Genomic DNA, 19,076 nt, shown 5'->3' with positions numbered 1-19,076 from the left:
CTGCTTCCAGCAATGGAAGAGACCAAACGAGGTACTACGACGACTATGCTGCATTATTTAAGACGTTGTGTTTAGAAGCATCAAAACCCCGCCCACAAGAGACACCCCCGCGTCAGCGGGCCACAAGCAATACACATCGCACACTTCCCCCAACCTACTCGGGGTGCGCGGCCCTGGATTCGGTAACCAACGGTTGGTGCCGTTCATAGAGCCTGCCGCCGAGAAAGCCAATCTTCAACAGACGCGATTTGCCCGCCGCCTGCTGCTTGCCGTCCGCGATCGCCCCCTTGAGCTGGATGATAGTTTCTAAGACAGGCGTGCGATCTCCTCGAGCAGCGCCGCCTCCATCGCCTCGATCGGCGCGCGTGCACAGCCGGTGTAGAACTCGACCTGGGCACATGCCTGGTGCAACATCATGCGCGTGCCGTCGATGGTGCGACAGCCAAGCGCGGCGGCATCCCGGATCAGTTTGCTCCTGACCGGGATAAACGCAGCATCCATGACAATCAAATGGGATGCGAGCTGCCCCGTGACAGGGTTGACATCGGGTGCGCGAAAGCCGGCGGCCGTCGCGTTGGCGAGCATGTCGAAGTCTGCCGCACGGAAGTCGGCCAAGGCGCCACCGAAGCGCAGGCCAAGCGAGGCGGCCAGTTCCTCGCCGCGCGCCGCGGTGCGATTGAACACGGTCACTGCGGCGCCGGCCTCAACCAAGCCGTAGGCCATGGCACGCGCGGCGCCGCCAGCGCCAAGCAGCGCGATGCGCTTGCCCGCCAGTCCGGTGACCTCCTCGAAGGCACGCACGGCGCCGATGCAATCGGTGTTGTAGCCGGTCAGCACGCCATCGATATTGTTGATGGTATTGACCGCGCCAATGGCGCGCGCGGTCTCGTCGAGCCGGTCGAGGTGGGGGATGACGGCCTGCTTGTGCGGCATCGACACGTTCATGCCGCGCACGCCCAGCGCCCGGATCGATTGCACGGCGCCAGGCACGTCCTGCACGCCGAAGCACACAAAGGTGTAGTCGATCTCGAGCGCCCGATAGGCAGCGTTGTGGATGCGCACGTTGAAGGTGAAGGGCTCGCCCATGATCGAGCCGCACAGCGTGGGAATGGAACGGGGCATTGCGGATTGTCCTTGCGGGGGAAATTGGACCGCGGCCTAGGCGGCATGGGCTGACAGATCGAAGCGCGCGGCGGGTGGCCGGCCGGCCAGCGCGTCCAGCAGATTGCGGGTGGCCAGTTCGGCCATGGCGCGACGGGTCTCGTGCGTGGCCGAGCCGATATGGGGCAGGGCCATCACCCGCGGATGGCTGCGCAGCGGCGAATCCAGCGGCAGCGGCTCGGTGGCGAAGACGTCGAGCCCGGCCGCGCGCAGGTGGCCGCTGTCGAGCGCATCGAGCAGCGCGCCTTCCTGCACGATCTGGCCGCGGGCACCGTTGACAAAGATGGCGCCCGGTTTCATCAGCGCGAACTCGCGCCGGCCCATCAAGCCGCGCGTGCTCTCGGTCAGGGGCAGCGTGACGGCGACGACATCGGCTCGCCGCAAGGCGTCGTCGAGGTCCGTCCGGGTGGCGCGTCCCACGAGATCGGGCGGTTCCCCGGCCATCTCGTTGACGTAGAGCACTTCCATGCCGAAGCCAAGCGCCGCGCGGCGCGCCACCGCCTGGCCGATGCGCCCGAAGCCGAGGATCGCCAGGGTCTTGCCGTGAACGTCCCAGCCGAACAGGTTCTCACCGATATTGGCAGCCCATCGGCCTTCGCGTACATGGGCGGCAAGTTCGACCAGGCGGCGGCTGGTTGCCATGATGAGAGCAAAGACGGTGTCGGCGGTGGTTTCAGTGAGTACGCCGGGCGTATGGCACAGCGCAATCCCGCGCTGGCGCAGGCAGGCAAGGTCATAGTTGTCGACCCCCACCGAGATACTCGAAATCACCTCCAGCTGGCCGGCGTCGGCCAGTTCGGCCGCGCCGAGCTTGACGCTGGAGCCGATCAGGCCGTGGGCGGTTGCCAGCGCGGCGCGAAAGGCCGGCTGCTGTGCCGGCTGGCGCGGGTCGGCGACGATCACGTCATGCTCAGACTCGATCCTGGCGAGAAGGTCATGCGGAATGGGACGGAACACCAGTACATTCTTGCGCATAGGAAATCCTTGCTGTGGTTTCACAGGCTGGCGGCAGCCAGCAGGGCACGGGTCGGCAGGCCTTCCGTATCGCCCCATACCTGCACCGCCCGCGCGCCGATCCATGCGCCTCGCCGGACGGCGTCGGCCACCGGCCGGCCTTCCAGCAGCGCGCTGATGACGCCCACGGCAAAGCCATCGCCGGCGCCAACGGTGTCGACAACACGCTCGACGCTGAACGCCAGGACATGGCCGGTGCCGGCCTCGCCATCGAAGTAGGCGCCGTCTGCGCCCAGCTTCACGACTACCAGCCTGGCACCGCGTTCACGGTAGAAGGCGGCAATGCGTTCCGGCTCGGCATGCCCGGTGAGGAAGCGGCCTTCCTCGATGCCGGGCAGCACCCAGTCGCACTGTTGTGCCAGGTCGTTCAGCGTCTCGCGCATCATCTCGGGCGTGGCCCACAAGGCGGGCCGCAAATTGGGATCGAACGAGATCGTGCGGCCGGCAGCCCGCATGGTGGAGATGGCCTGGCGCGTGGCGGCCTGCGTGCCTTCGGCGAGCGCAGGGAACACGCCGGTGACGTGCAGGTGCCGTGAGCGCCGCAACCACCTGTCGTCGATGTGAGCAGGGTGCATGCGGCTCGCCGCCGAGCCGCGGCGGTGGTACTCGACGGGCGGATCACTGCCGTCGTCGACCCGGCCCTTGAACTGAAAACCCGTACGCTCGCCGGGCTCGCACACCACCTGGCTGCAATCCACGCCTTCCCGGCGCATTTCACCGAGCAGGTAGCGCGCCATCGAATCATCGCCCAGGCGGCTGGCCCAACCGACCCTCAGGCCCAGGCGCGACAGGCCAATGGCCACATTGGTCTCGGCACCTGCGGTGCGCTTGTGGAAGGTCTGCACGCCTTCGAGAGGCCCGGCTTCGCCGGCCACCAGCATCAGCATCGCCTCGCCCAGCGTTACCACGTCAAGATCGATGTCAAGATCGGGGCTCATGCGGGGATCTCCACCGAGCGCAGCAGTTCGACATGACTACGCGTGACCTGCACCAGGTCTTCCAGGTCTTGCCCTTGCAGCGGAAACTCAATGGCACGCGCAACGTCGGCGGGCAGGCGGCGCAATACGCTGCGCCACGGGGCCGCCGATTGGTCCAGCGGCACCGCGATCCACTTGGCAGGCGTGCGCAGCACGCCTTTGCAGTGCACGTAGCCGACCTGGGCGGCGAAGGCCTGCGCGGCATCGAGCGGATCCTCGCCCGTCCAGTGCCAGTTGCCCATATCGAAGGTCATCGGCACGCGCTTGCCGAGGGCCGTGGTACGCGCGAGGAAGTCGCGCAGCGGCGGTACGGTGCCGGCACGGGCGGTCTGGTCGTTCTCCACGACGAGTTCGATGCCGTCGTGGCGCAACCACGGGAGCAACCCTTCAAGCGCCGTGCCTTCGCGGTAGCCGCCCAGCGACATCTTGACCCGGGTGGCACCGATCGCCAGCGCCGTCGCGAAGGCGCGGTCGAGCGCGGCGGCATCGAGGCTGCCGGCTTCGCTCCAGAGGCCTTCCGGGCTCGACCAGACCACGGCCAGCCCGTGCTGCTCGGCGACCTCGCGCTGTTCCCTGACTTCATCCTTGTGGCCACGCTGGAGTTCGCCGCGGTATTCCACGCCGTCCGCGCCTGCTGCCGCGGCAATCCGCGCCAGCGCGGCCTGTCCGTCGCGGCGGGCGAGGTCGGCGCCATAGGCGGTGAGCGAAATCAGCACCGGCGGCGGGGAAGAGCTACCTTGTTGCCGCTGGGTCATTTCAGTGCTCCAGCGCTCAGGAATTGCTGCAGTTCCGGTGTCCGCGGCTGCGCGAACAGCGCCTTTGACGGGCCCGCCTCATGCACCTTGCCCTGGTGCATGAAGATGGTGGTATGCGCCATGCGGCGCGCGAACTCCATCTCATGCGTCACCAGCACCATGGTCATGCCGGAGGCGGCCAGGTTTTCCATCACACGCAGCACTTCCGCCGTCAGCTCCGGATCGAGCGCGGAGGTCACCTCGTCAAACAGCATCACCTTCGGTTCCATCGCCAGCGAACGGGCGATGGCCACGCGCTGCTGCTGGCCGCCCGAGAGCTGCTCGGGGTAGCAGTCCTTCTTGTCCAGCAGGCCGACCTGGGTCAGCACCTGATCGACGATGCCGTCGATCTTGCCCGCGGCCATCTTTTTCACGATGGACGGCGCCAGCGCGATGTTCTCGCCCACGGTCAGGTGCGGAAAGAGGTTGTAGCTCTGGAATACCATGCCTACGTCGCGGCGCAGGTCGAGCAATCGCTTCCTGTCGTGATCCAGCTTGTGGCCGGCGACCGTGATATTGCCGGCGTTGATCGTCTCCAGCCCGTTCAGGCACCGCAGCATGGTGCTCTTGCCGGAGCCGCTGCGGCCGATGATGGCGACCACCTGGCCCGGTTCGATGGCAAACGACACGCCCTTCAGGACTTCGACGGGGCCGTACGACTTGTGCACGTCTCGTGCTTCAACGATGGACATGGAGCCTCCTTTCCATGCGCCTGGCTGCCGACGAAAGCGGGAAGCAAAGCGCGAAGTAGATAAGTGCGACGACGACGAAGACCGCGAAGGGCTGGAAGGTCGCGTTGTTGATCAGTTGGCCGGCGCGGGTCAGTTCGATGACGCCGATGATGGAAGTGATCGAGGTGTTCTTGACCAGCTGGACCGAGAAGCCCACCGTGGGCGGCAGGGCCAGCCGGACGGCTTGCGGCAGCACGACAAAGCGCAGTTGCTGCCAGCGGGTGAGGGCGAGCGCTTCGCTGGCCTCCCACTGCCCTTGCGGCACGGCCTCGATGCAGCCGCGCCAGATCTCGCCAAGATAGGCGCTGGCGTAGATCGACATCGCCAGCATGGCCGCGACCATCGGCGACAGCTTGAGGCCAAGCACGGAGAGGCCGTAGTAGCTCAGGAACAGCACGATCAGCACGGGCGTGCCTTGCACGACCTGGATATAGACCGTGCTGGCGAGGCGTAGGAAGGCGCTTCTCGAGGTGCGCGCCAGCGCCACCATGAAGCCGGCCAGCGTGCCGCCGATAGCGGCCAGCAAGGTCACCCACAGCGTCCAGCGTGCTGCCAGGAGCAGGATTTCAAGATGATTCCAGGAGAACTCGGTGATCATTTTGCGCTCCCTGCAACCGCCGGCGTCAGCTGCGCATGCGCCATGGGCTGAACGCGGGCAGTGCGCGCGACCTTTCTAGCGCGTGCCACCACGCGGCGCCGCCTGAAAACGAGATTGCCGATCAGGGCGAACATGGCGCGCAGCAGCAGTGCCAGCCCGATATAGATGAACATGACGAGGATGTAGCTCTCGAAGGTGCGGAAGGTCTGCGAATCGATCTGGCTTGCGACCGCCGTCAACTCTTCCACCGAAATCGCCGACACTACGCTCGAGGTCAGCATCATCAGCGTGAACTGGCTGGTCAGTGCCGGATAGACCTTCTCGAAGGCCGGCACCAGGGCGACGTGGCGGATCAATTGCCAGCGTGTCATGCCCAGCGCCGCGGCGGCTTCGAGTTGCGAGCGGTGAACCGCCTGCAGGCCGGCCCGGATGATCTCGGTCGAGTAGGCGCCGAGGTTGACGGTCATGGCAATCACCGCTGCGGTGATGGCATCGATCTGCAGGCCGACGGTAGGCAAGCCGAAGAAGATGATGAAGAGCTGGATCAGGAACGGCGTGTTGCGGATGGCCTCGACGTACGCCCTGGCGGCGCGCTGGAGCCAGGGACCGCCGAAAGCCGCGGCAATGGCGCCGGCGGTACCGACCAGGGTGCCTAGCAGGATCGAGCCGAAGCTGAGCGCCAGCGTCATGGCCGCGCCCTCCGCGAAGCGATCCAGCTGCGACAACACCGGGGTCCATTCAAATTGGTAGTTCATGCGGGTCTCCTGGCGCGCCGGCTGGCGCTGGCGCGCAACGTCGGGCTTGCCGGGTTCAGAACGTCTGCAGCGCGGGCAGTGGCTTGCCGGTCCACTTCTGTGCAATGGCGTCGAGTTCGCCATTGAGCTTGACGTAGGAGATGGTGGTGTTGAGCCACTGGCGCAGCTCGAAGGCGTCCTTGCGCACGGCCATCGAGTTCGGTTGTACCGAGAAGGCGAACTTGGCGTCGAACTTGCCGGCGCCGCGTGCCTTCATGATCTCGTTGCCGGTGGTGCTGGGCAGGGCGATGGCGTCGACCTGGTTGCTGATCAACGCTTGCGCGCAGGTGGCGTCATCCTCGAAGCGGACGATATTCATGCCCGGCACGGCCAGCCGGGTCAATGCCGTGTCTTGCGTGGTGCCGCGTGTCACGCCAACCTTCTTCTTCCCAAGTTCAGCCAGCTTGGCGTACTTGGCTGCGACAGGCGCGAAGAGGGTCAGCTCGAAGGCGCTGTAGGGCGAGCTGAACATGATGGCCCGCGCCCGCTCGGGCGTCGGCGCCAAGGTAGCGACCAGGAAATCGACCTTGCCGGCTTCCAGCGCCGGAATCCGGCTGGGCGAAGTGAGCGGCACGATATCGACCGGCACGCCAAGGTACTTGCCCAGCAGGTTGGCCACATCGACGTCATAGCCGGCGGGCTTGCCGGTGGCGTCCGTGGTGCCGAAGGGCGGCGCACCGGTCACCACGCCGATGGTGACCTTGCCCCGCTTGACGATCTCGGCGACGGTCTGTGCCTGGACCCCGATCGAGGCGCTCGCCAGGACCAGCAACGTGAGCACGGGCGCGGCCATGTGGCGCAACAAGCGTTGGATATTCATCTATGTCTCCTGCACGTTCTGTGGAATGTGTCGCTGGCGTCGCAGCGCTCGGCAAATACGGTTCTGAAACCGGTTTCAGAATTATAGGAAACCGGTTTCAGATCTCTAGCGGTGGAAACCCTTAGGGGTCGGATTTGGGGGGGCGGGGGAGTGGTTACGCTGTCGTGCTGGAAAACACCGCGGGCTTCGCTTGAAGTGGCTCCTGGCTAAGCCACCCCTCTCCCCGGCCCTCTCCCCCTGAGGGGAGAGGGAGAGGCAGCCCGTCGTCATGGCGCGCGGCTTTGGTCCGTTCGGCGGCTTCGGCTGATGCTTCAGGTTTGTCAGCTTGCTGACCAAGCCGGATCTGCGTTGTCGTGCTCCCCTCTCCCGCGCGCGGGAGAGGGGCTGGGGGAGAGGGCGGGCGCTCGTTACGCCGGCGCGCGGCAAGGAACCACTGCAGGGTTCCTGTCAGCCGCGGCGTGTCGACCCGCGCTTGACCAGGGTCCCGGGCAACAGGACCTGGCGCGGCGCAAGCTGCGCGCCTTGCAGGCGCTCGATCAGGCAGTTGGTAGCGACGCGTCCGATATCGTCGGTCGGCTGGGAAATGGTGCTCAACCCGGGGCCGACCAGGGCAGCCCATTCCGGATCGTCGAAACCGATCAGGCCGAGGTCGACGCCGAGCTGCCACCCCAGTCTGGCTGCTGCGCCTGCCACGCGCAGCGATATCACAGCGTTGGCCGCCAGTACGGCTATGGGCGCCTTGCCGGCACCACGGCGCAGGGCGCGCAGCGCTTCATCCAGGCCGTCGTCATCGCTGGTACGGGCTTCGAAAACGGTCCCGTTCAGCGAGTCCGCCTGCTCCGCGATGAAGTTCTGGAAGGCACGGGCCCGCTCGTTGCGCGAGCTGATCGCCTTGATTGGCTCGCTGATGAAGAGCAGGTGCCGGTAGCCGGCTTCGAGCAAGTGCCCGGCAGCCGCATGGACCGCGGAAAGGTTGTCCAGGGCGACCAGGTCGACCTCCGCGTCGCCAACCTTACGGTCGACCAGCACTACCGGTTTGCCCAACTGCGCGGCATCGGCGAGGGCGCCGGCGTCGTGGCCCAGCGTGTGCAGGATGAAGCCTTCGACCCGGTAGGCTGACAGTGAGCGAATGGCTTCGCGCTCCAGTTGCTCGTCATTGCCGAGATTGAACAGCATCACCATATAGCCGGCGTCCCGGCAGGCCTTTTCCACGCCACGGAGCACGGCCACCGAGAACGAGTTGGAGACATCCGCCACCACCAGCCCGATCAGGCGTGACTTGCCACGCTTTAGCGCCTGCGCCATGGGACTCGGGCTATAGCCCAGCGCGCGTACGGCCGCGGCGACGCGCGCCTCCACGTCGGCGGACAACTGCTCGCCGCCCCGGTTCAGGTAGCGCGAAACGGTGGCTTTCGAAACCCCCGCATAGGCGGCAACGTCCTGAATGGTGAGTTTCCCTGCGGGTTTCGAGGTGGACTTGGGCTGAGTCACAGGGCGCGGCATAGGGAGGATAGGTCTCGGTGAAACCAGTTTCACAGTTTTCACGATTATGCCTCGTGCATGCATGGATTTGCCAGCACATAGCTGGCCCGCTGACGCATGGCCAGCGGGTTGGAGATTACCAATCACCGTGGACAGAGGCACCGGAACGCTCTAGGGCGTTCAAGCCGGGTGCGCCAAGGCGGGGCGCTGGGTCGTGCGTGATGGCCAGGCAGGTCGATTGCGAGTTCTTCCAGCAGTCATCCGACACTGTCCAGCCGCTTCCCGCCAGATCCCTCAACCGCATTTGGCGGCGCCGTCATCCAATCTGCGCCTAAACTCGGCGTGGAGGAGCCTGTTCAGTCTTGGCCGCAATGATTCAAGCACTCAAGCACTCAAGCACTCAGACAACATCCGGGTGATTTATGGGCAGATCGATGTCGCGCAGGTTCGCAACCGGGGGACTGCTGGCCGTGTCTCTTGTTTTTTCCAGTGTCGCCCTGGTGGGATGCGGCCAGTCCAATGGACCCAGTCAGACGACTGCCGCACCCGATCCCGCAACCGTCAAGACAACGGCCTTCCTGGGCAACGAATGCCAGGATGTCGCTTGTGCCAGGAAATTGTACGATTCACGAATTTCCGCATTGAAGGCGCTTTGAAGCCGCACGGGCGACCAGGCCGAGGCTTGCCTTCTACTGGAGTATCGTTTCTATGCTTGTGGTGCCCTTCAAGAACAATGTCACCGGGGTTCGCTCACAGAGCTCGGCGAGTTGGGCACGTTCAGCTTCACCAAGTTTGCCATCCACCGAGACTTCCCGGAGGATGAAGCGGACATGACCGAGTTGCTCGAAGGTGGCAAAGACACGTATCTGCCCGAGGTCCCATTTCTTGCGCTCAGCGTACATCTTCAGTGTGGCCGCCGTGCACGAAACGAGCCCGCAAAGCACAAACGCAAATGGCTCGGGGCCACGGTCTGCGCCGCCAAGCTTTGCCGGTTCGTCACCCGTGAGAACATGGTTGTCTACCTCAAGGCTCACCAGGTAGTTGGGGGCATTGGCCTCGATCGTGGCAATGGCTTGTGCGCTATGCATGGCATATCTCCCAGGAACATGACCACGCGAATCGCCTGCGGTATGGCACCCCAGGCAAATGGATGGGGGCGTTTCCAGCACTAAGTCGTTACCAGATTGACGATGCGGACCAGGACCAACCCGGCCGCCACAAGCAGGTAGCCTCGCAACACGAACATCCATACCTTGTTCAGTAGCGTAAGCCTCGGTGCAGGCAACGCCTCCAGAGGAGGCATGGTCCAGCTGGCCCGGTCAGCCACATAGGGCAACTTCGCGGGAGTTTCCCCGGACGCATGGTGCTTCTCATAGAGTTTAGCCAGAACCGACACGATCAGCGCGAGCATGGCTCCCCCCACCAAGATGCCCAGAATCGCCCGCTCGCCGATCTGCGGGACTAGCACCGATGCCGTCAGGATGATGGAGAGCGTGACCAGGCCCGCCACCACCGTGCCCGTGAACAAGTTCGTCCAGCGCCCATTGACCCACGGCCCGAGCACGGCTTTGTCATTGCAAAGCAATAGCAGGAACACCGTGGCACTGGGCAGGAGAATGCCAGCCAGGGACTGGACCGCATTGGTGAGCAGCCCTAGCGGCACGCCAGGCGTCAGCACCAGCCCGGCTGCCAGCAGGGTTAGCCCGAAGTAGACGGCGTAGAAGCCCTTGGCTTGCGCCGGCTTGCTGTGCAGGGAATGGCGCACGGCAAAGACATCTCCCAACGCATACGCCGTTGACAGGGAGACGGCGCAGGCGCCGATGATGCTCGCATCCAGCAAAGCGATGGCGAACAGAACGCCGGTCAGCCGGCCCGAATGCTTCTCGAGCCCGACGGCAGTACCCAGCGCGTCGGTGTAGTTTCCGAATCCGGCCGTGCCGCGAAACGCCTCGGCGCTGAAGGCAATCATGGCCACCGCGCCAGCGATGACGAGTGCAATGCCCAGCCAGAGATCGGTCTGCTCATAGCCGATGAAGCGTGTCGTAATCCGCTTGTCAATGACGTAGCTCTGCTGAAAGAAGAGTTGCCATGGTGCCACCGTGGTGCCGACGATAGCGATGATCAGCAGCATGACCTCGCTCAGTGGCGCATGCGCTGGCATGGCCGGGACGAAGAAGCCTCGCGCGACCTGGCCTAGGGCGGGGTGCACCAGCAGGAATACAGGAATCAGTGTCAGGCTCCCGGCGACAAGACCCATGGCGAACCGCTCAAAGCGCCGGAAATCTCCGGTCGAAGCGGCCAGCATCACGAGCAGCGCCGAAGCGCAAACGCCCCAGCTGCGGGGGATTCCCAGGTACTCCAGCGCGAGGCTGATGCCAATGAACTCGGTCACCAGTGTCAGCGCGTTGACGAGAAACAGGTCGATGACGCTGAAGCTGCCCCATAGCCTGCCGAAGCGCTCGAAGATGAGCCGAGCGTGACCCACGCGGGCCACGGCGCCGAGTCGCACCACCATCTCCTGATTGACGTAGAGCACGGGTATCAACAACAGCAGCGTCCACAAGAGCGTCGTGCCGTAGTTCTGCCCCGCCTGCGCATAGGTACCGAAGGCCCCGGCGTCATTGTCTCCCACCATGACAATGAGGCCGGGGCCAAGGATGGCGAGTAGGGTGTTGAGCCTTTGGCGCCATCCGGTGCGAGGGCCGGTGTCGTGCTGGGAAATCGTCCCCAGAGCGCCTCGAATGTCACCGTCGTGCGCCTCATCAAGCGCTTCTTGATGCGGTGGGGCAGCCATGTCGGTAATGAAGTTCGCCATTTTCTTTCTCCTCGGGACTTATGCTTGTGCTCGTTGGTGACGCTGGCGTTGCGGCCTGCACGGCGCTGTTATTGGAGGGTCCGGTTTATCCGAATGGCGGCGTCGGCGAATTCCCGATTGGTTTGTGGCGCGCGCGCATCCGAAGGCCGAGAATGCGGATGGCTTGTGGGCGCCATGCTGGAGGTGCCTGGGTCAACCCGGAGGAGGGAAGGGAATGCCAGCCGCGCGATGAGGGCGAGCATCCGGCCAGGTGGGGTGAGAATCTTGCGCATGCTCGACTCCTCACTGCCCCATAACGCTGTAACGCGGTTCGCAGGGCAGCACAGCGCCAGATGGTTCTGGCGGGATACGACAAAGGAGCGGGGCTGGCCGAATGGCCTGATGACACCGCTGCCTTACCTTGCAGGCAAGACAGCGGTCGGGGAACGACGGATGGCTTGCCTAGAAACGATACAAAATTCGACTAGAACAACTGTCCACTTGGTTTCCTCTTTTGGTAGCTAAGCCAAGCCCGGCTCGCTCAAGGCAGAGCGCTCCGGGTCACAACATTGGACGTCAGGCGCGACCGAAAATTCCTCATGAACGCGCGTGCCGATGATTTTCGTTGGCCCGCGGTCATGGCGTCGCCGGGGTTCTGGATCAGCTGAAAATCGGCGCGCGGCATCCCGCCCTTGACCGGCTGGAAGCTGTAGAACGCATCGATGGTCCGCTCCCTGGGTCGGACGGCCCGTCTGTGCTCCGGCCAAAGCCGCCAGTCGGCCTGGTCGTGGGGGCGCCGCAAGAAGTGTCCGCCTTGAAGAGCGCCGAACTTCCGCTCCGGGTGCCATTGGGCAGGGCGGCATTGGGCGCGGACTGGAAGCTGGCGCGGCGCCTTATCCTGTGCCGCACCGCTCAGTTGTCGATGACCCTGCGCGCAAACCGCTCCAGGTAGTCCAGCAGCGCATCGGCTCCCGCTTGGGCGGCTTTTTCGTCACCTGTGGCGATGCCCCGGGCCAGTTCCATATGGAAGCGGGCGCCCTCCTTGATCTCGCCTTCGTGCTGGTACGCGTACCAGAACCGCCGGCATTGCACGATCAGCGGAATGACCGCCTTGACCGCCGAATGGTTGCGGGCGGCATGGTGGGTGACTTCGTCCAGCTCCCGGTCCGCTTCCATATAGGCGTCGAGCCTGCCGCGCACCGCCGCTTTCTCCATGCGCTCCGCGCAGGCCAGGATGGCCTTGCGCTCCACCGCGCTGGCCCGCCGCGCTGCGCATGCTGCGATGACGTGTTCCAGCACGCGGCGGGTCTGGATCACGTCGAGATGATCCGCCAGGTCGATATTGGAGACCAGCAAGCCGCGCCGCGGCTGCTGCACGATCAGTCCGATGGACACCATGCGCAGCAGTGCCTCGCGCACGGGCGTGCGGCCCAACTCGGTCAGCTCGGCCAGCTCGGCCTCGTTGACCGGGCTGCCTGGCGTCAGCTGCAAGGTGCAGATCAGCGCTTCAATGGCGTCGTATGCAACGTCAGCGGCCCGGCGCTTTGCTACGGATGGTCGGGAAGGATGATGCATTGTCTCTCTTGGTTTGACGACGTTCCAGCCATGCCTGCAGTTCTCCCACGATCCCCAGCCGGAAGAACGACACGCATACAACAAAAGTGAACCCGATGATAATGGTGACCATGCCGCCCAGCGCGGCGAGGTAGTTCTGCAGGCTGACCACCAGGGCTGCGCCGACCACCGGCCCCCATGCCGTGCCCAGGCCGCCCAGCAAGGTCATCAGCAAGACCTCGGTCGACGTCGACAACATGACATCGTTGAGCGACGCGAGCTGCAGCACCAGCGCCTTGACCGAGCCCGCCAGCCCGGCGAGCGCTGCGGAAAGCATGAAGGCGTAGAGCTTGCAGCGGTCAGTGTCGTAGCCCAGCGAGACGGCGCGGGGGGCATTGTCCCGCAGCGCCTTGAGTACCTGGCCAAACGGCGAGTTGATGATGCGATGGATCGCCAGGAAGCCCAGTACGAAGACAGCCAGGGTGAAATAATACATGTGGTTGTCGGACGCCAGGTCGATGAAGCCCAGCAGCTTGCCGCGCGGAATGCCCTGCATGCCGTCCTCGCCGCCCGTCCAGGGAATCTGCACGGCCAGGAAGTACGCGACCTGCGACAGCGCCAGCGTAATCATCGAGAAATAGATGCCCGTGCGGCGGATCGCCAGGCTGCCGATGACGAACCCGATGGCCGTGGCAACCAGCACGCCCGCCAGGATCGCCAGCTCCACCGGCAGGCCCTTGTCGGCCAGGCGGATCATCAGGATGCCGGTGGTGTAGCCGGACCAGCCGAAGAACGCCGCATGCCCGAAGGAGGTCAGGCCGGTAAAGCCGATCAGCAGGTTATAGGCGAGCGCAAACAGTCCGAAGCAAAGCACCTTCATGATGAACACCGGGTAGACGATGTCCGGGAAGGCGGGGGCTAGCAGGGCGGGCACCAGCAGTACCAGCAGGATGCGGATGGATAGAGGGACACCCTTCACACCCTTCACACCCTTCACACTATTCACACCATTCAGCTTATTCACCTTAATTCTCCTTGCCGAACAGGCCGGCGGGACGCGTGAGCAGCACCAGGGCCATGATGACGAACACCACCACGGTGGACGCTTCCGGGTACAGCAGCTTGGTCAGGCCCTCGATCAGGCCAAGGCCCAGGCCGGTCAGGATGGCGCCGAGGATGGAACCCAGCCCGCCGATCACTACCACGGCAAAGACGATGTTGAGCAGGTTCGATCCCATCAGCGGATTGATCTGCATGGTCGGCGCCGCCATGACCCCGGCCACGCCCGCCAGCGCCACGCCAAAGCCGTACGTCAGCGTGATCATCAGCGGGATGTTGACGCCAAAGGCCTGCAGCAGCTTGGGGTTCTCCGTGCCGGCGCGCAGCAGCGCACCCAGCTTGGTCCGCTCGAACAGGTACCAGGTGCCGGCGCAGATCGCCAGGGAGAACACCACCACGAAGGCGCGGTAGACCGGCAGGTACATGAAGCCAAGATCCACGCCGCCTTGCAGCAGGGGCGGCGGATCATAGCTGGCGCCGGAGATCCCGTAGAAGTGCCGGAACAATCCCTCCAGCATCAGCGAGACGCCGAAGGTGAGCAGCAGCCCGTAGAGGTGGTCCATATGGTAAAGCCGCTTGAGCAGGGTCTTTTCCAGCAAGATGCTGACGGCGCCCACCAGGATTGGCGCCAGCACCAGCGCTAGCCAGAAGTTGATCCTGAACTCGGTGCCCAGCAACGCGGGGAGCTGGGTGAAGCCCATCCACGTGAGGAACGCGGCAACCATGAACTGCGCGCCATGCGCGAAGTTGATGATATTGAGCAGGCCGAAGATGATGGCCAGGCCCATGCTCAGCATGGCGTAGAAGCAGCCGTTGATCAGGCCAACCAGCAACTGGGCCAGCAAGGCCTGCGAAGTGATATCGGACATGGTGTGTGCAGGAAAAGGGTAGGCAAGTGGCCAGCCAGCCCGCACGGGGCCCTGGCCGGATAACGCGCTTGGCCTACCTGGTGATCGGGCAGGCCGGATTGATCGGCGGAAACACGTCGGGGCCCTTCAGCACAGCCTTGACCTTGTAGTAGTCCCACGGCGCCTTGGACTCCGCCGGCCGCTTGACCTGCAACAGCAGCATGTCGTGCACCAGCGCACCATCCTCGCGCAGCTTGCCGTTGCGGATCACCGCATCGTTGATCGTCATCTTGCGCAGCTGCGTCATCACCGCCTTGGCCTCGTCGGTGCCGGCAGCCTGCACCGCCTTCAGGTAGCTGAGCGTCGCCGAGTACACGCCAGCCTGGGCCGCGGTGGGCATGCGCTTGGCCTTCTCGAAGAACTTGCGCGACCACACGCGCGACGGCTCGTCGTAGTCCCAGTAGAAGGCTTCGGTGAGGTACATGTTCTGCGCCTTCTCCAGGCCGATGCTATGGATGTCCGAGATATACGTCAGCAGCGGCGCAACGATCTGCTTGCGGGTGATGCCATACTCGTTCGCCTGCTTGATGGCGTTGACCGTGTCGTTGCCGGCATTGGCCAGCGCGATCACGTCCGCCTTGGACGCCTGCGCCTTGAGCAGGAACGATGAGAAGTCATTGCCCGGGAAGGGGTGGTGCGACATGCCCAGCACCTTGCCGCCATCGGCATTGATGACCTGGGTGGCATCGCGTTCGAGCGAGTGGCCAAAGGTGTAGTCGGCGGTGATGAAGTACCAGGTCTTCTTGCCTTCCTTGACCAGCGCCCGGGCCGTGCCGGCAGCCAGCGCGTAGGTGTTGGCCGTCCACTGCGCGTTCAGGGGCGAGCATTTCTCGCCCAGGATCGCGGTGGCCAGGCCGGAAGAGGGCATGGTGACACGGTTCTTCTGCCTGGCGATTTCCATCACCGCCAGCGCCGTCGATGCCGTGGGGAAGTCCGTCACCATGTCGACTTTGCCCTGGTCGAACCAGCTGCGGGCCAGGTTGGCCGCCACGTCCGGCTTGTTCTGGTGGTCGGCGAAGACCACTTCCACGGGTTTGCCCAGCACCTTGCCGCCCATCTCTTCCACCGCCAGCCGCGCGGCAATCACGGATCCCTGCCCGGAAAGGTCCGAGTACACGCCGGAGAGATCGTTGAGCACGCCGATCTTGACCGTGTCGTCGCTGACCTGCGCATGCGCGGTGCAGGCAAGGCAAGCGGCCGCGGCCGCCGCGAATTCTTTGAGCTTCATGACTTTGACTCCATTAGGGGATTCGTGGAAAAACGATCTGCCGTACTAACTGAATGCCAACTGAATGCGAGATGGATGCGAGATGAATGCGAGATGAATGCGAGCCGGATGCAGATGGATTGCGGATGGATCCGGGATGCGGCCGCTAGATACCCAGCAACGCATTGAGGCGATCCTGCTTGGCCTCCACCTCCGCGCGCTCGATCACCTCCACCACCTCGCCGTGCTCGATCACGTAGTGGCGGTCCGCCAGGTGCTTGGCGAAGCGGAAGTTCTGTTCCACCAGGACCAGCGTGAAGCCGCGCGCCTTCAACTCGCGGATCACCTCTCCCAGTTTCTGCACGATGACCGGGGCCAGGCCTTCGGTGATCTCATCGAGCAGCAGCAGGTTGGCGCCGGTACGCAGGATGCGGCCCATCGCCAGCATTTGCTGCTCGCCGCCGGAGAGCCGCGTGCCGGGGTTGCCGGCGCGCTCCTTCAGGTTCGGGAACATGCCGTAGATCTGCTCGACCGACATGCCGTCGTTGCCGACCTTGGGCAGCAGGGTCAGGTTCTCCTCGGTGCTGAGCGAGGCGTAGATGCCCCGTTCCTCCGGGCAGTAGCCCACCCCCAGGTGCGCCACCTTATGCGGCGGCAGGCCGATGACTTCCTTGCCCTCCAGCTGGATCGACCCTGTGCGCCGTCCTACCAGGCCCATGATGGCGCGCAGCGTGCTGGTGCGGCCCGCGCCGTTGCGGCCCAGCAGGGTCACGCACTCGCCGGGCATCACTTCCAGGTTGATGCCCTGCAGTACGTGGGACTCTCCGTACCAGGCGTGAAGGTTGCGGATCGACAGCATCGGCTGCACGGAGCGAGCGTGGTCATGCATGGTCTTCGGTCCCCATATAGGCTTCGCGCACCGCCGGATCGACCGAGACCGTGGCGTAGGGGCCTTCGGCAAGGATTTCGCCACGCTGCAGTACCGTGATGGTGTCGCTGATGTCCGCCACCACCTTCATGTTGTGTTCCACCATCAGGATGGTGCGGTTGGCCGACACCGTCTTGATGAGATCCTTGATGCGGTCGACGTCTTCATGCCCCATGCCCTGCGTGGGCTCGTCGAGCAGCAGCATTTCCGGGTCCAGTGCCAGCGTGGTGGCGATTTCCAGCGTGCGCTTGCGGCCGTAGGGCAGGTCCGCCGCCAGCACCGAAGCAAAGGCGGCAAGGCCGACCTGCTCCAGCAGCGCATGCGCGGGCTTGTTCAGCGCGCCAAGCGTGCCGATGGAGCGCCAGAAGTGGTAGTCGACGCCGAGCTTGCGCTGCAGCGCTACCTTCACGTTCTCCAGTACCGTCAACTGTGGGAACACCGCCGATATCTGGAAGGAACGCACGATGCCGCGGCGCGCCGTCCGGGACGGCTTCTCCTGCGTGATGTCATCCCCGTTGAACAGGATGCTGCCCTGCGTCGGGATGTGGAACTTGGTGAGCAGGTTGAATACCGTCGTCTTTCCTGCGCCATTGGGGCCAATCAGCGCGTGAATCGAGCCGCGCCTGACTTTCAGATCCACGTTGCGCACGGCAACGAAGCCCCGGAACTCCTTGGTGAGTTCCTTCGTCTCGAGAATGATGTCCTGGGTCATGCGGAGGGTCGAATGAACGAGTGATCGGATGCGCGAGAAAGACGCTGGCCGGGACGGGACGCCGCGGCATGCGGGGCTCAGGCCACGGATTGATACTTCGCCGGGCGCGTGGCCAGCGCCTTGGCAACGATCTGCTCGATGGCCTCGCGCTCGGCGCCCACCAGCGGCAGGCGCGGGCGGCGGACGTTTTCATTGCCCACGCCAACCAGCGTTTCCACCAGCTTCAGGTTCTGCACCAGCTTGGTCGAGACATCGAGATGCAGCAGCGGCGTGAACCACTGGTAGAGCTTGAGGGCCTCGGTGTAGTTGCCGGCCTTGACCAGGTCATAGAGCGCCACCGTCTCGCGCGGGAACGAGGTGACCAGGCCGGCCAGCAGGCCGTCGCAGCCAAGGGCAAGGCCTTCGTACGACAGGTCGTCCACGCCCAGGAACAGCTGGTAACGGTCGCCGACCGTATTGCGCAGGTCGGTGATGCGGCGGATGTTGTCCGTGCTCTCCTTGATGGCGACAATCCATTCGCAATCCGCCAGCTCCGCCATGTGTTCGGGCTTCAGGTCCACGCGGTAAGCCACCGGGTTGTTGTAGACCATGACGGGCTTCTTGGCGGCTTGCGCGATGGTGCGCACGTTCTGCATGGCCTCGCGCGCGTCGGCCACATAAATGACGGACGGCATGACCATGAAGCCATCCACGCCCAGCTCCACCGCGGCCTTTACATAGCGCAGGGCGTCCCTTGTGCTTGTCTCCGAGACATTGGCCAGCACCGGCACCCGGCGGTTGCTGGTCTTGACGGCAATGTCTGCTACCTGGAGCTTTTCTTCCCGGCTCAGCGTGCTGGCTTCGCCCAGCGAGCCGCAGGTGACGAGGCCGTGGACCCCGTTCTTGATGAGGAACTCGATGTGTTGCGCGGTACCGGCGGCGTCAAGGCTTTCGTCCGCGTGGAACTTGGTGGTGATGGCCGGGAAGACGCCTTGCCAGCGTGGATTGCTCATGGGAACTCCTTCGGTGTCAGGTGTGGACGGATCGCATTTCCCGGCTTGCTCCCCGGGCTCGTAAATATATTAGCAACATATTTCAAATATGTTCGATAGGGTATACAGCAGTATCTGTGCCACCGCGGGGAGGGTAGTTTTTCGGACTTTTGGGCGCGTTTTTGCCTCAGTCTGGCGCGTGCATGCCCGCCTGGGATGAATGGCGGAAGAGGGCGCGCACCAATACCCGGCGGCGTGGTGGGGGTGTGCCCATTCGCGGTGCCGCTGACGGCAAGCGCTCCTGTGCCTCGGGCATTGGTGCCGGGAGGATCGGGAATTGCGCTGGGATGGGCAGCCGGTGTATGCGGTCTCCCTGGGGGGAACCCGGCCAGCAGGGGCGCGTTGCGCTAGCAACAGCGACTGGAAAACACCGCGGGCTTCGCTTGAAGTGGCTCCTAGCTAAGCCACCCCTCTCCCCGGCCCTCTCCCTCTGAGGGGCTTGGGTGTGCCCACATTTTTTGAACAACTAGCTGTTCTCCCTACACCCATCTCCACCGGACAGCTATTCATCC

At 64.3% G+C, this 19,076-nt stretch carries 19 protein-coding genes; all 19 read right to left on the bottom strand.

Translation table 11 applies throughout. The features are described 5' to 3' along the window. Window positions 1-306 precede the first annotated feature (306 nt). The 19 genes from ACGLHR_RS43925 to ACGLHR_RS43835 all read right to left on the bottom strand — a co-directional run bounded on the left by ACGLHR_RS43925 (window position 307) and on the right by ACGLHR_RS43835 (window position 18,525). Window positions 307-1,122 carry a shikimate dehydrogenase family protein gene (locus ACGLHR_RS43925; protein WP_400102134.1) on the bottom strand — a complete coding sequence of 272 codons (816 nt, stop codon included), beginning with the start codon at window positions 1,120-1,122 and terminating at the stop codon, window positions 307-309. A 36-nt stretch (window positions 1,123-1,158) separates the two neighbouring features. Then, window positions 1,159-2,136, bottom strand: a complete 978-nt coding sequence (locus tag ACGLHR_RS43920; protein ID WP_400102133.1) for a 2-hydroxyacid dehydrogenase — start codon at window positions 2,134-2,136, stop codon at window positions 1,159-1,161. A 20-nt stretch (window positions 2,137-2,156) separates the two neighbouring features. Continuing rightward, on the bottom strand, window positions 2,157-3,113 hold the full coding sequence (locus ACGLHR_RS43915) for a sugar kinase (RefSeq protein ID WP_400102132.1): 957 nt from the start codon (window positions 3,111-3,113) through the stop codon (window positions 2,157-2,159). Continuing rightward, complete coding sequence (locus tag ACGLHR_RS43910; protein WP_400102131.1) at window positions 3,110-3,907, bottom strand: sugar phosphate isomerase/epimerase family protein; 798 nt, start codon at window positions 3,905-3,907, stop codon at window positions 3,110-3,112. Before ACGLHR_RS43910 ends, ACGLHR_RS43915 begins: the two co-directional genes overlap by 4 nt. Then, on the bottom strand, window positions 3,904-4,638 hold the full coding sequence (locus tag ACGLHR_RS43905) for an amino acid ABC transporter ATP-binding protein (protein ID WP_318238499.1): 735 nt from the start codon (window positions 4,636-4,638) through the stop codon (window positions 3,904-3,906). Before ACGLHR_RS43905 ends, ACGLHR_RS43910 begins: the two co-directional genes overlap by 4 nt. Continuing rightward, window positions 4,625-5,275, bottom strand: a complete 651-nt coding sequence (locus tag ACGLHR_RS43900) for an amino acid ABC transporter permease (protein WP_318238498.1) — start codon at window positions 5,273-5,275, stop codon at window positions 4,625-4,627. Before ACGLHR_RS43900 ends, ACGLHR_RS43905 begins: the two co-directional genes overlap by 14 nt. Continuing rightward, window positions 5,272-6,030 carry an amino acid ABC transporter permease gene (locus tag ACGLHR_RS43895; RefSeq protein ID WP_267602361.1) on the bottom strand — a complete coding sequence of 253 codons (759 nt, stop codon included), beginning with the start codon at window positions 6,028-6,030 and terminating at the stop codon, window positions 5,272-5,274. The genes ACGLHR_RS43900 and ACGLHR_RS43895 overlap by 4 nt, the downstream gene beginning before the upstream one ends. 55 nt (window positions 6,031-6,085) lie before the next feature. After that, window positions 6,086-6,889 carry a transporter substrate-binding domain-containing protein gene (locus tag ACGLHR_RS43890; RefSeq protein ID WP_318238497.1) on the bottom strand — a complete coding sequence of 268 codons (804 nt, stop codon included), beginning with the start codon at window positions 6,887-6,889 and terminating at the stop codon, window positions 6,086-6,088. A 447-nt stretch (window positions 6,890-7,336) separates the two neighbouring features. After that, a complete protein-coding gene (locus ACGLHR_RS43885; RefSeq protein ID WP_400102130.1) occupies window positions 7,337-8,392 on the bottom strand; it encodes a substrate-binding domain-containing protein in 1,056 nt (351 codons plus the stop codon). A gap of 668 nt (window positions 8,393-9,060) precedes the next feature. Further along, complete coding sequence (locus ACGLHR_RS43880) at window positions 9,061-9,459, bottom strand: OsmC family protein (protein ID WP_400102129.1); 399 nt, start codon at window positions 9,457-9,459, stop codon at window positions 9,061-9,063. An 80-nt stretch (window positions 9,460-9,539) separates the two neighbouring features. Then, window positions 9,540-11,186: an NRAMP family divalent metal transporter gene (locus ACGLHR_RS43875; RefSeq protein ID WP_400102128.1), complete on the bottom strand. Its 1,647-nt coding sequence runs from the start codon at window positions 11,184-11,186 to the stop codon at window positions 9,540-9,542. A gap of 68 nt (window positions 11,187-11,254) precedes the next feature. Further along, window positions 11,255-11,458 (bottom strand): hypothetical protein, encoded by a 204-nt coding sequence (locus ACGLHR_RS43870; protein ID WP_400102127.1) that lies wholly within the window; start codon window positions 11,456-11,458, stop codon window positions 11,255-11,257. Between the two features lie 619 nt (window positions 11,459-12,077). Further along, entirely contained in the window at window positions 12,078-12,740 is a 663-nt protein-coding gene (locus ACGLHR_RS43865; RefSeq protein WP_267602365.1) for a GntR family transcriptional regulator, read from the bottom strand. After that, window positions 12,694-13,698: a branched-chain amino acid ABC transporter permease gene (locus ACGLHR_RS43860; RefSeq protein ID WP_318238187.1), complete on the bottom strand. Its 1,005-nt coding sequence runs from the start codon at window positions 13,696-13,698 to the stop codon at window positions 12,694-12,696. The genes ACGLHR_RS43865 and ACGLHR_RS43860 overlap by 47 nt, the downstream gene beginning before the upstream one ends. Window positions 13,699-13,744: 46 nt before the next feature. After that, the gene (locus ACGLHR_RS43855; RefSeq protein WP_400102126.1) at window positions 13,745-14,647 is read right to left on the bottom strand and encodes a branched-chain amino acid ABC transporter permease; all 903 of its coding nucleotides are present in this window, start codon (window positions 14,645-14,647) and stop codon (window positions 13,745-13,747) included. Window positions 14,648-14,720: 73 nt separating this feature from the next. Further along, the gene (locus ACGLHR_RS43850; RefSeq protein WP_318238184.1) at window positions 14,721-15,914 is read right to left on the bottom strand and encodes an ABC transporter substrate-binding protein; all 1,194 of its coding nucleotides are present in this window, start codon (window positions 15,912-15,914) and stop codon (window positions 14,721-14,723) included. A gap of 145 nt (window positions 15,915-16,059) precedes the next feature. Beyond that, complete coding sequence (locus ACGLHR_RS43845) at window positions 16,060-16,782, bottom strand: ABC transporter ATP-binding protein (RefSeq protein ID WP_400102125.1); 723 nt, start codon at window positions 16,780-16,782, stop codon at window positions 16,060-16,062. Next, complete coding sequence (locus tag ACGLHR_RS43840) at window positions 16,775-17,533, bottom strand: ABC transporter ATP-binding protein (protein ID WP_267602369.1); 759 nt, start codon at window positions 17,531-17,533, stop codon at window positions 16,775-16,777. The genes ACGLHR_RS43845 and ACGLHR_RS43840 overlap by 8 nt, the downstream gene beginning before the upstream one ends. A gap of 77 nt (window positions 17,534-17,610) precedes the next feature. Further along, window positions 17,611-18,525 carry a dihydrodipicolinate synthase family protein gene (locus tag ACGLHR_RS43835; RefSeq protein ID WP_400102124.1) on the bottom strand — a complete coding sequence of 305 codons (915 nt, stop codon included), beginning with the start codon at window positions 18,523-18,525 and terminating at the stop codon, window positions 17,611-17,613. Between the last annotated feature and the right edge of the window lie 551 nt (window positions 18,526-19,076).

It is taken from the genome of Cupriavidus sp. CuC1 (genome assembly GCF_044627735.1).
GTDB lineage: Bacteria > Pseudomonadota > Gammaproteobacteria > Burkholderiales > Burkholderiaceae > Cupriavidus > Cupriavidus ulmosensis.
The sequence above is the reverse complement of the archived record's forward strand: the minus strand, read 5'-3'. Positions and strand labels throughout refer to the sequence as shown.

What these genes read in the sequence shown, in the direction of transcription:
- ACGLHR_RS43850 (WP_318238184.1), bottom strand. Translation starts at nt 15,914, where the DNA reads ATGAAGCTCAAAGAATTCGCGGCGGCCGCGGCCGCTTGCCTTGCCTGC.
- ACGLHR_RS43895 (WP_267602361.1), bottom strand. Translation starts at nt 6,030, where the DNA reads ATGAACTACCAATTTGAATGGACCCCGGTGTTGTCGCAGCTGGATCGC.
- ACGLHR_RS43890 (WP_318238497.1), bottom strand. Translation starts at nt 6,889, where the DNA reads ATGAATATCCAACGCTTGTTGCGCCACATGGCCGCGCCCGTGCTCACG.
- ACGLHR_RS43925 (WP_400102134.1), bottom strand. Translation starts at nt 1,122, where the DNA reads ATGCCCCGTTCCATTCCCACGCTGTGCGGCTCGATCATGGGCGAGCCC.
- ACGLHR_RS43855 (WP_400102126.1), bottom strand. Translation starts at nt 14,647, where the DNA reads ATGTCCGATATCACTTCGCAGGCCTTGCTGGCCCAGTTGCTGGTTGGC.
- ACGLHR_RS43905 (WP_318238499.1), bottom strand. Translation starts at nt 4,638, where the DNA reads ATGTCCATCGTTGAAGCACGAGACGTGCACAAGTCGTACGGCCCCGTC.
- ACGLHR_RS43845 (WP_400102125.1), bottom strand. Translation starts at nt 16,782, where the DNA reads ATGCATGACCACGCTCGCTCCGTGCAGCCGATGCTGTCGATCCGCAAC.
- ACGLHR_RS43915 (WP_400102132.1), bottom strand. Translation starts at nt 3,113, where the DNA reads ATGAGCCCCGATCTTGACATCGATCTTGACGTGGTAACGCTGGGCGAG.
- ACGLHR_RS43840 (WP_267602369.1), bottom strand. Translation starts at nt 17,533, where the DNA reads ATGACCCAGGACATCATTCTCGAGACGAAGGAACTCACCAAGGAGTTC.
- ACGLHR_RS43875 (WP_400102128.1), bottom strand. Translation starts at nt 11,186, where the DNA reads ATGGCGAACTTCATTACCGACATGGCTGCCCCACCGCATCAAGAAGCG.
- ACGLHR_RS43910 (WP_400102131.1), bottom strand. Translation starts at nt 3,907, where the DNA reads ATGACCCAGCGGCAACAAGGTAGCTCTTCCCCGCCGCCGGTGCTGATT.
- ACGLHR_RS43865 (WP_267602365.1), bottom strand. Translation starts at nt 12,740, where the DNA reads ATGCATCATCCTTCCCGACCATCCGTAGCAAAGCGCCGGGCCGCTGAC.
- ACGLHR_RS43880 (WP_400102129.1), bottom strand. Translation starts at nt 9,459, where the DNA reads ATGCATAGCGCACAAGCCATTGCCACGATCGAGGCCAATGCCCCCAAC.
- ACGLHR_RS43900 (WP_318238498.1), bottom strand. Translation starts at nt 5,275, where the DNA reads ATGATCACCGAGTTCTCCTGGAATCATCTTGAAATCCTGCTCCTGGCA.
- ACGLHR_RS43885 (WP_400102130.1), bottom strand. Translation starts at nt 8,392, where the DNA reads ATGCCGCGCCCTGTGACTCAGCCCAAGTCCACCTCGAAACCCGCAGGG.
- ACGLHR_RS43920 (WP_400102133.1), bottom strand. Translation starts at nt 2,136, where the DNA reads ATGCGCAAGAATGTACTGGTGTTCCGTCCCATTCCGCATGACCTTCTC.
- ACGLHR_RS43870 (WP_400102127.1), bottom strand. Translation starts at nt 11,458, where the DNA reads ATGCGCAAGATTCTCACCCCACCTGGCCGGATGCTCGCCCTCATCGCG.
- ACGLHR_RS43835 (WP_400102124.1), bottom strand. Translation starts at nt 18,525, where the DNA reads ATGAGCAATCCACGCTGGCAAGGCGTCTTCCCGGCCATCACCACCAAG.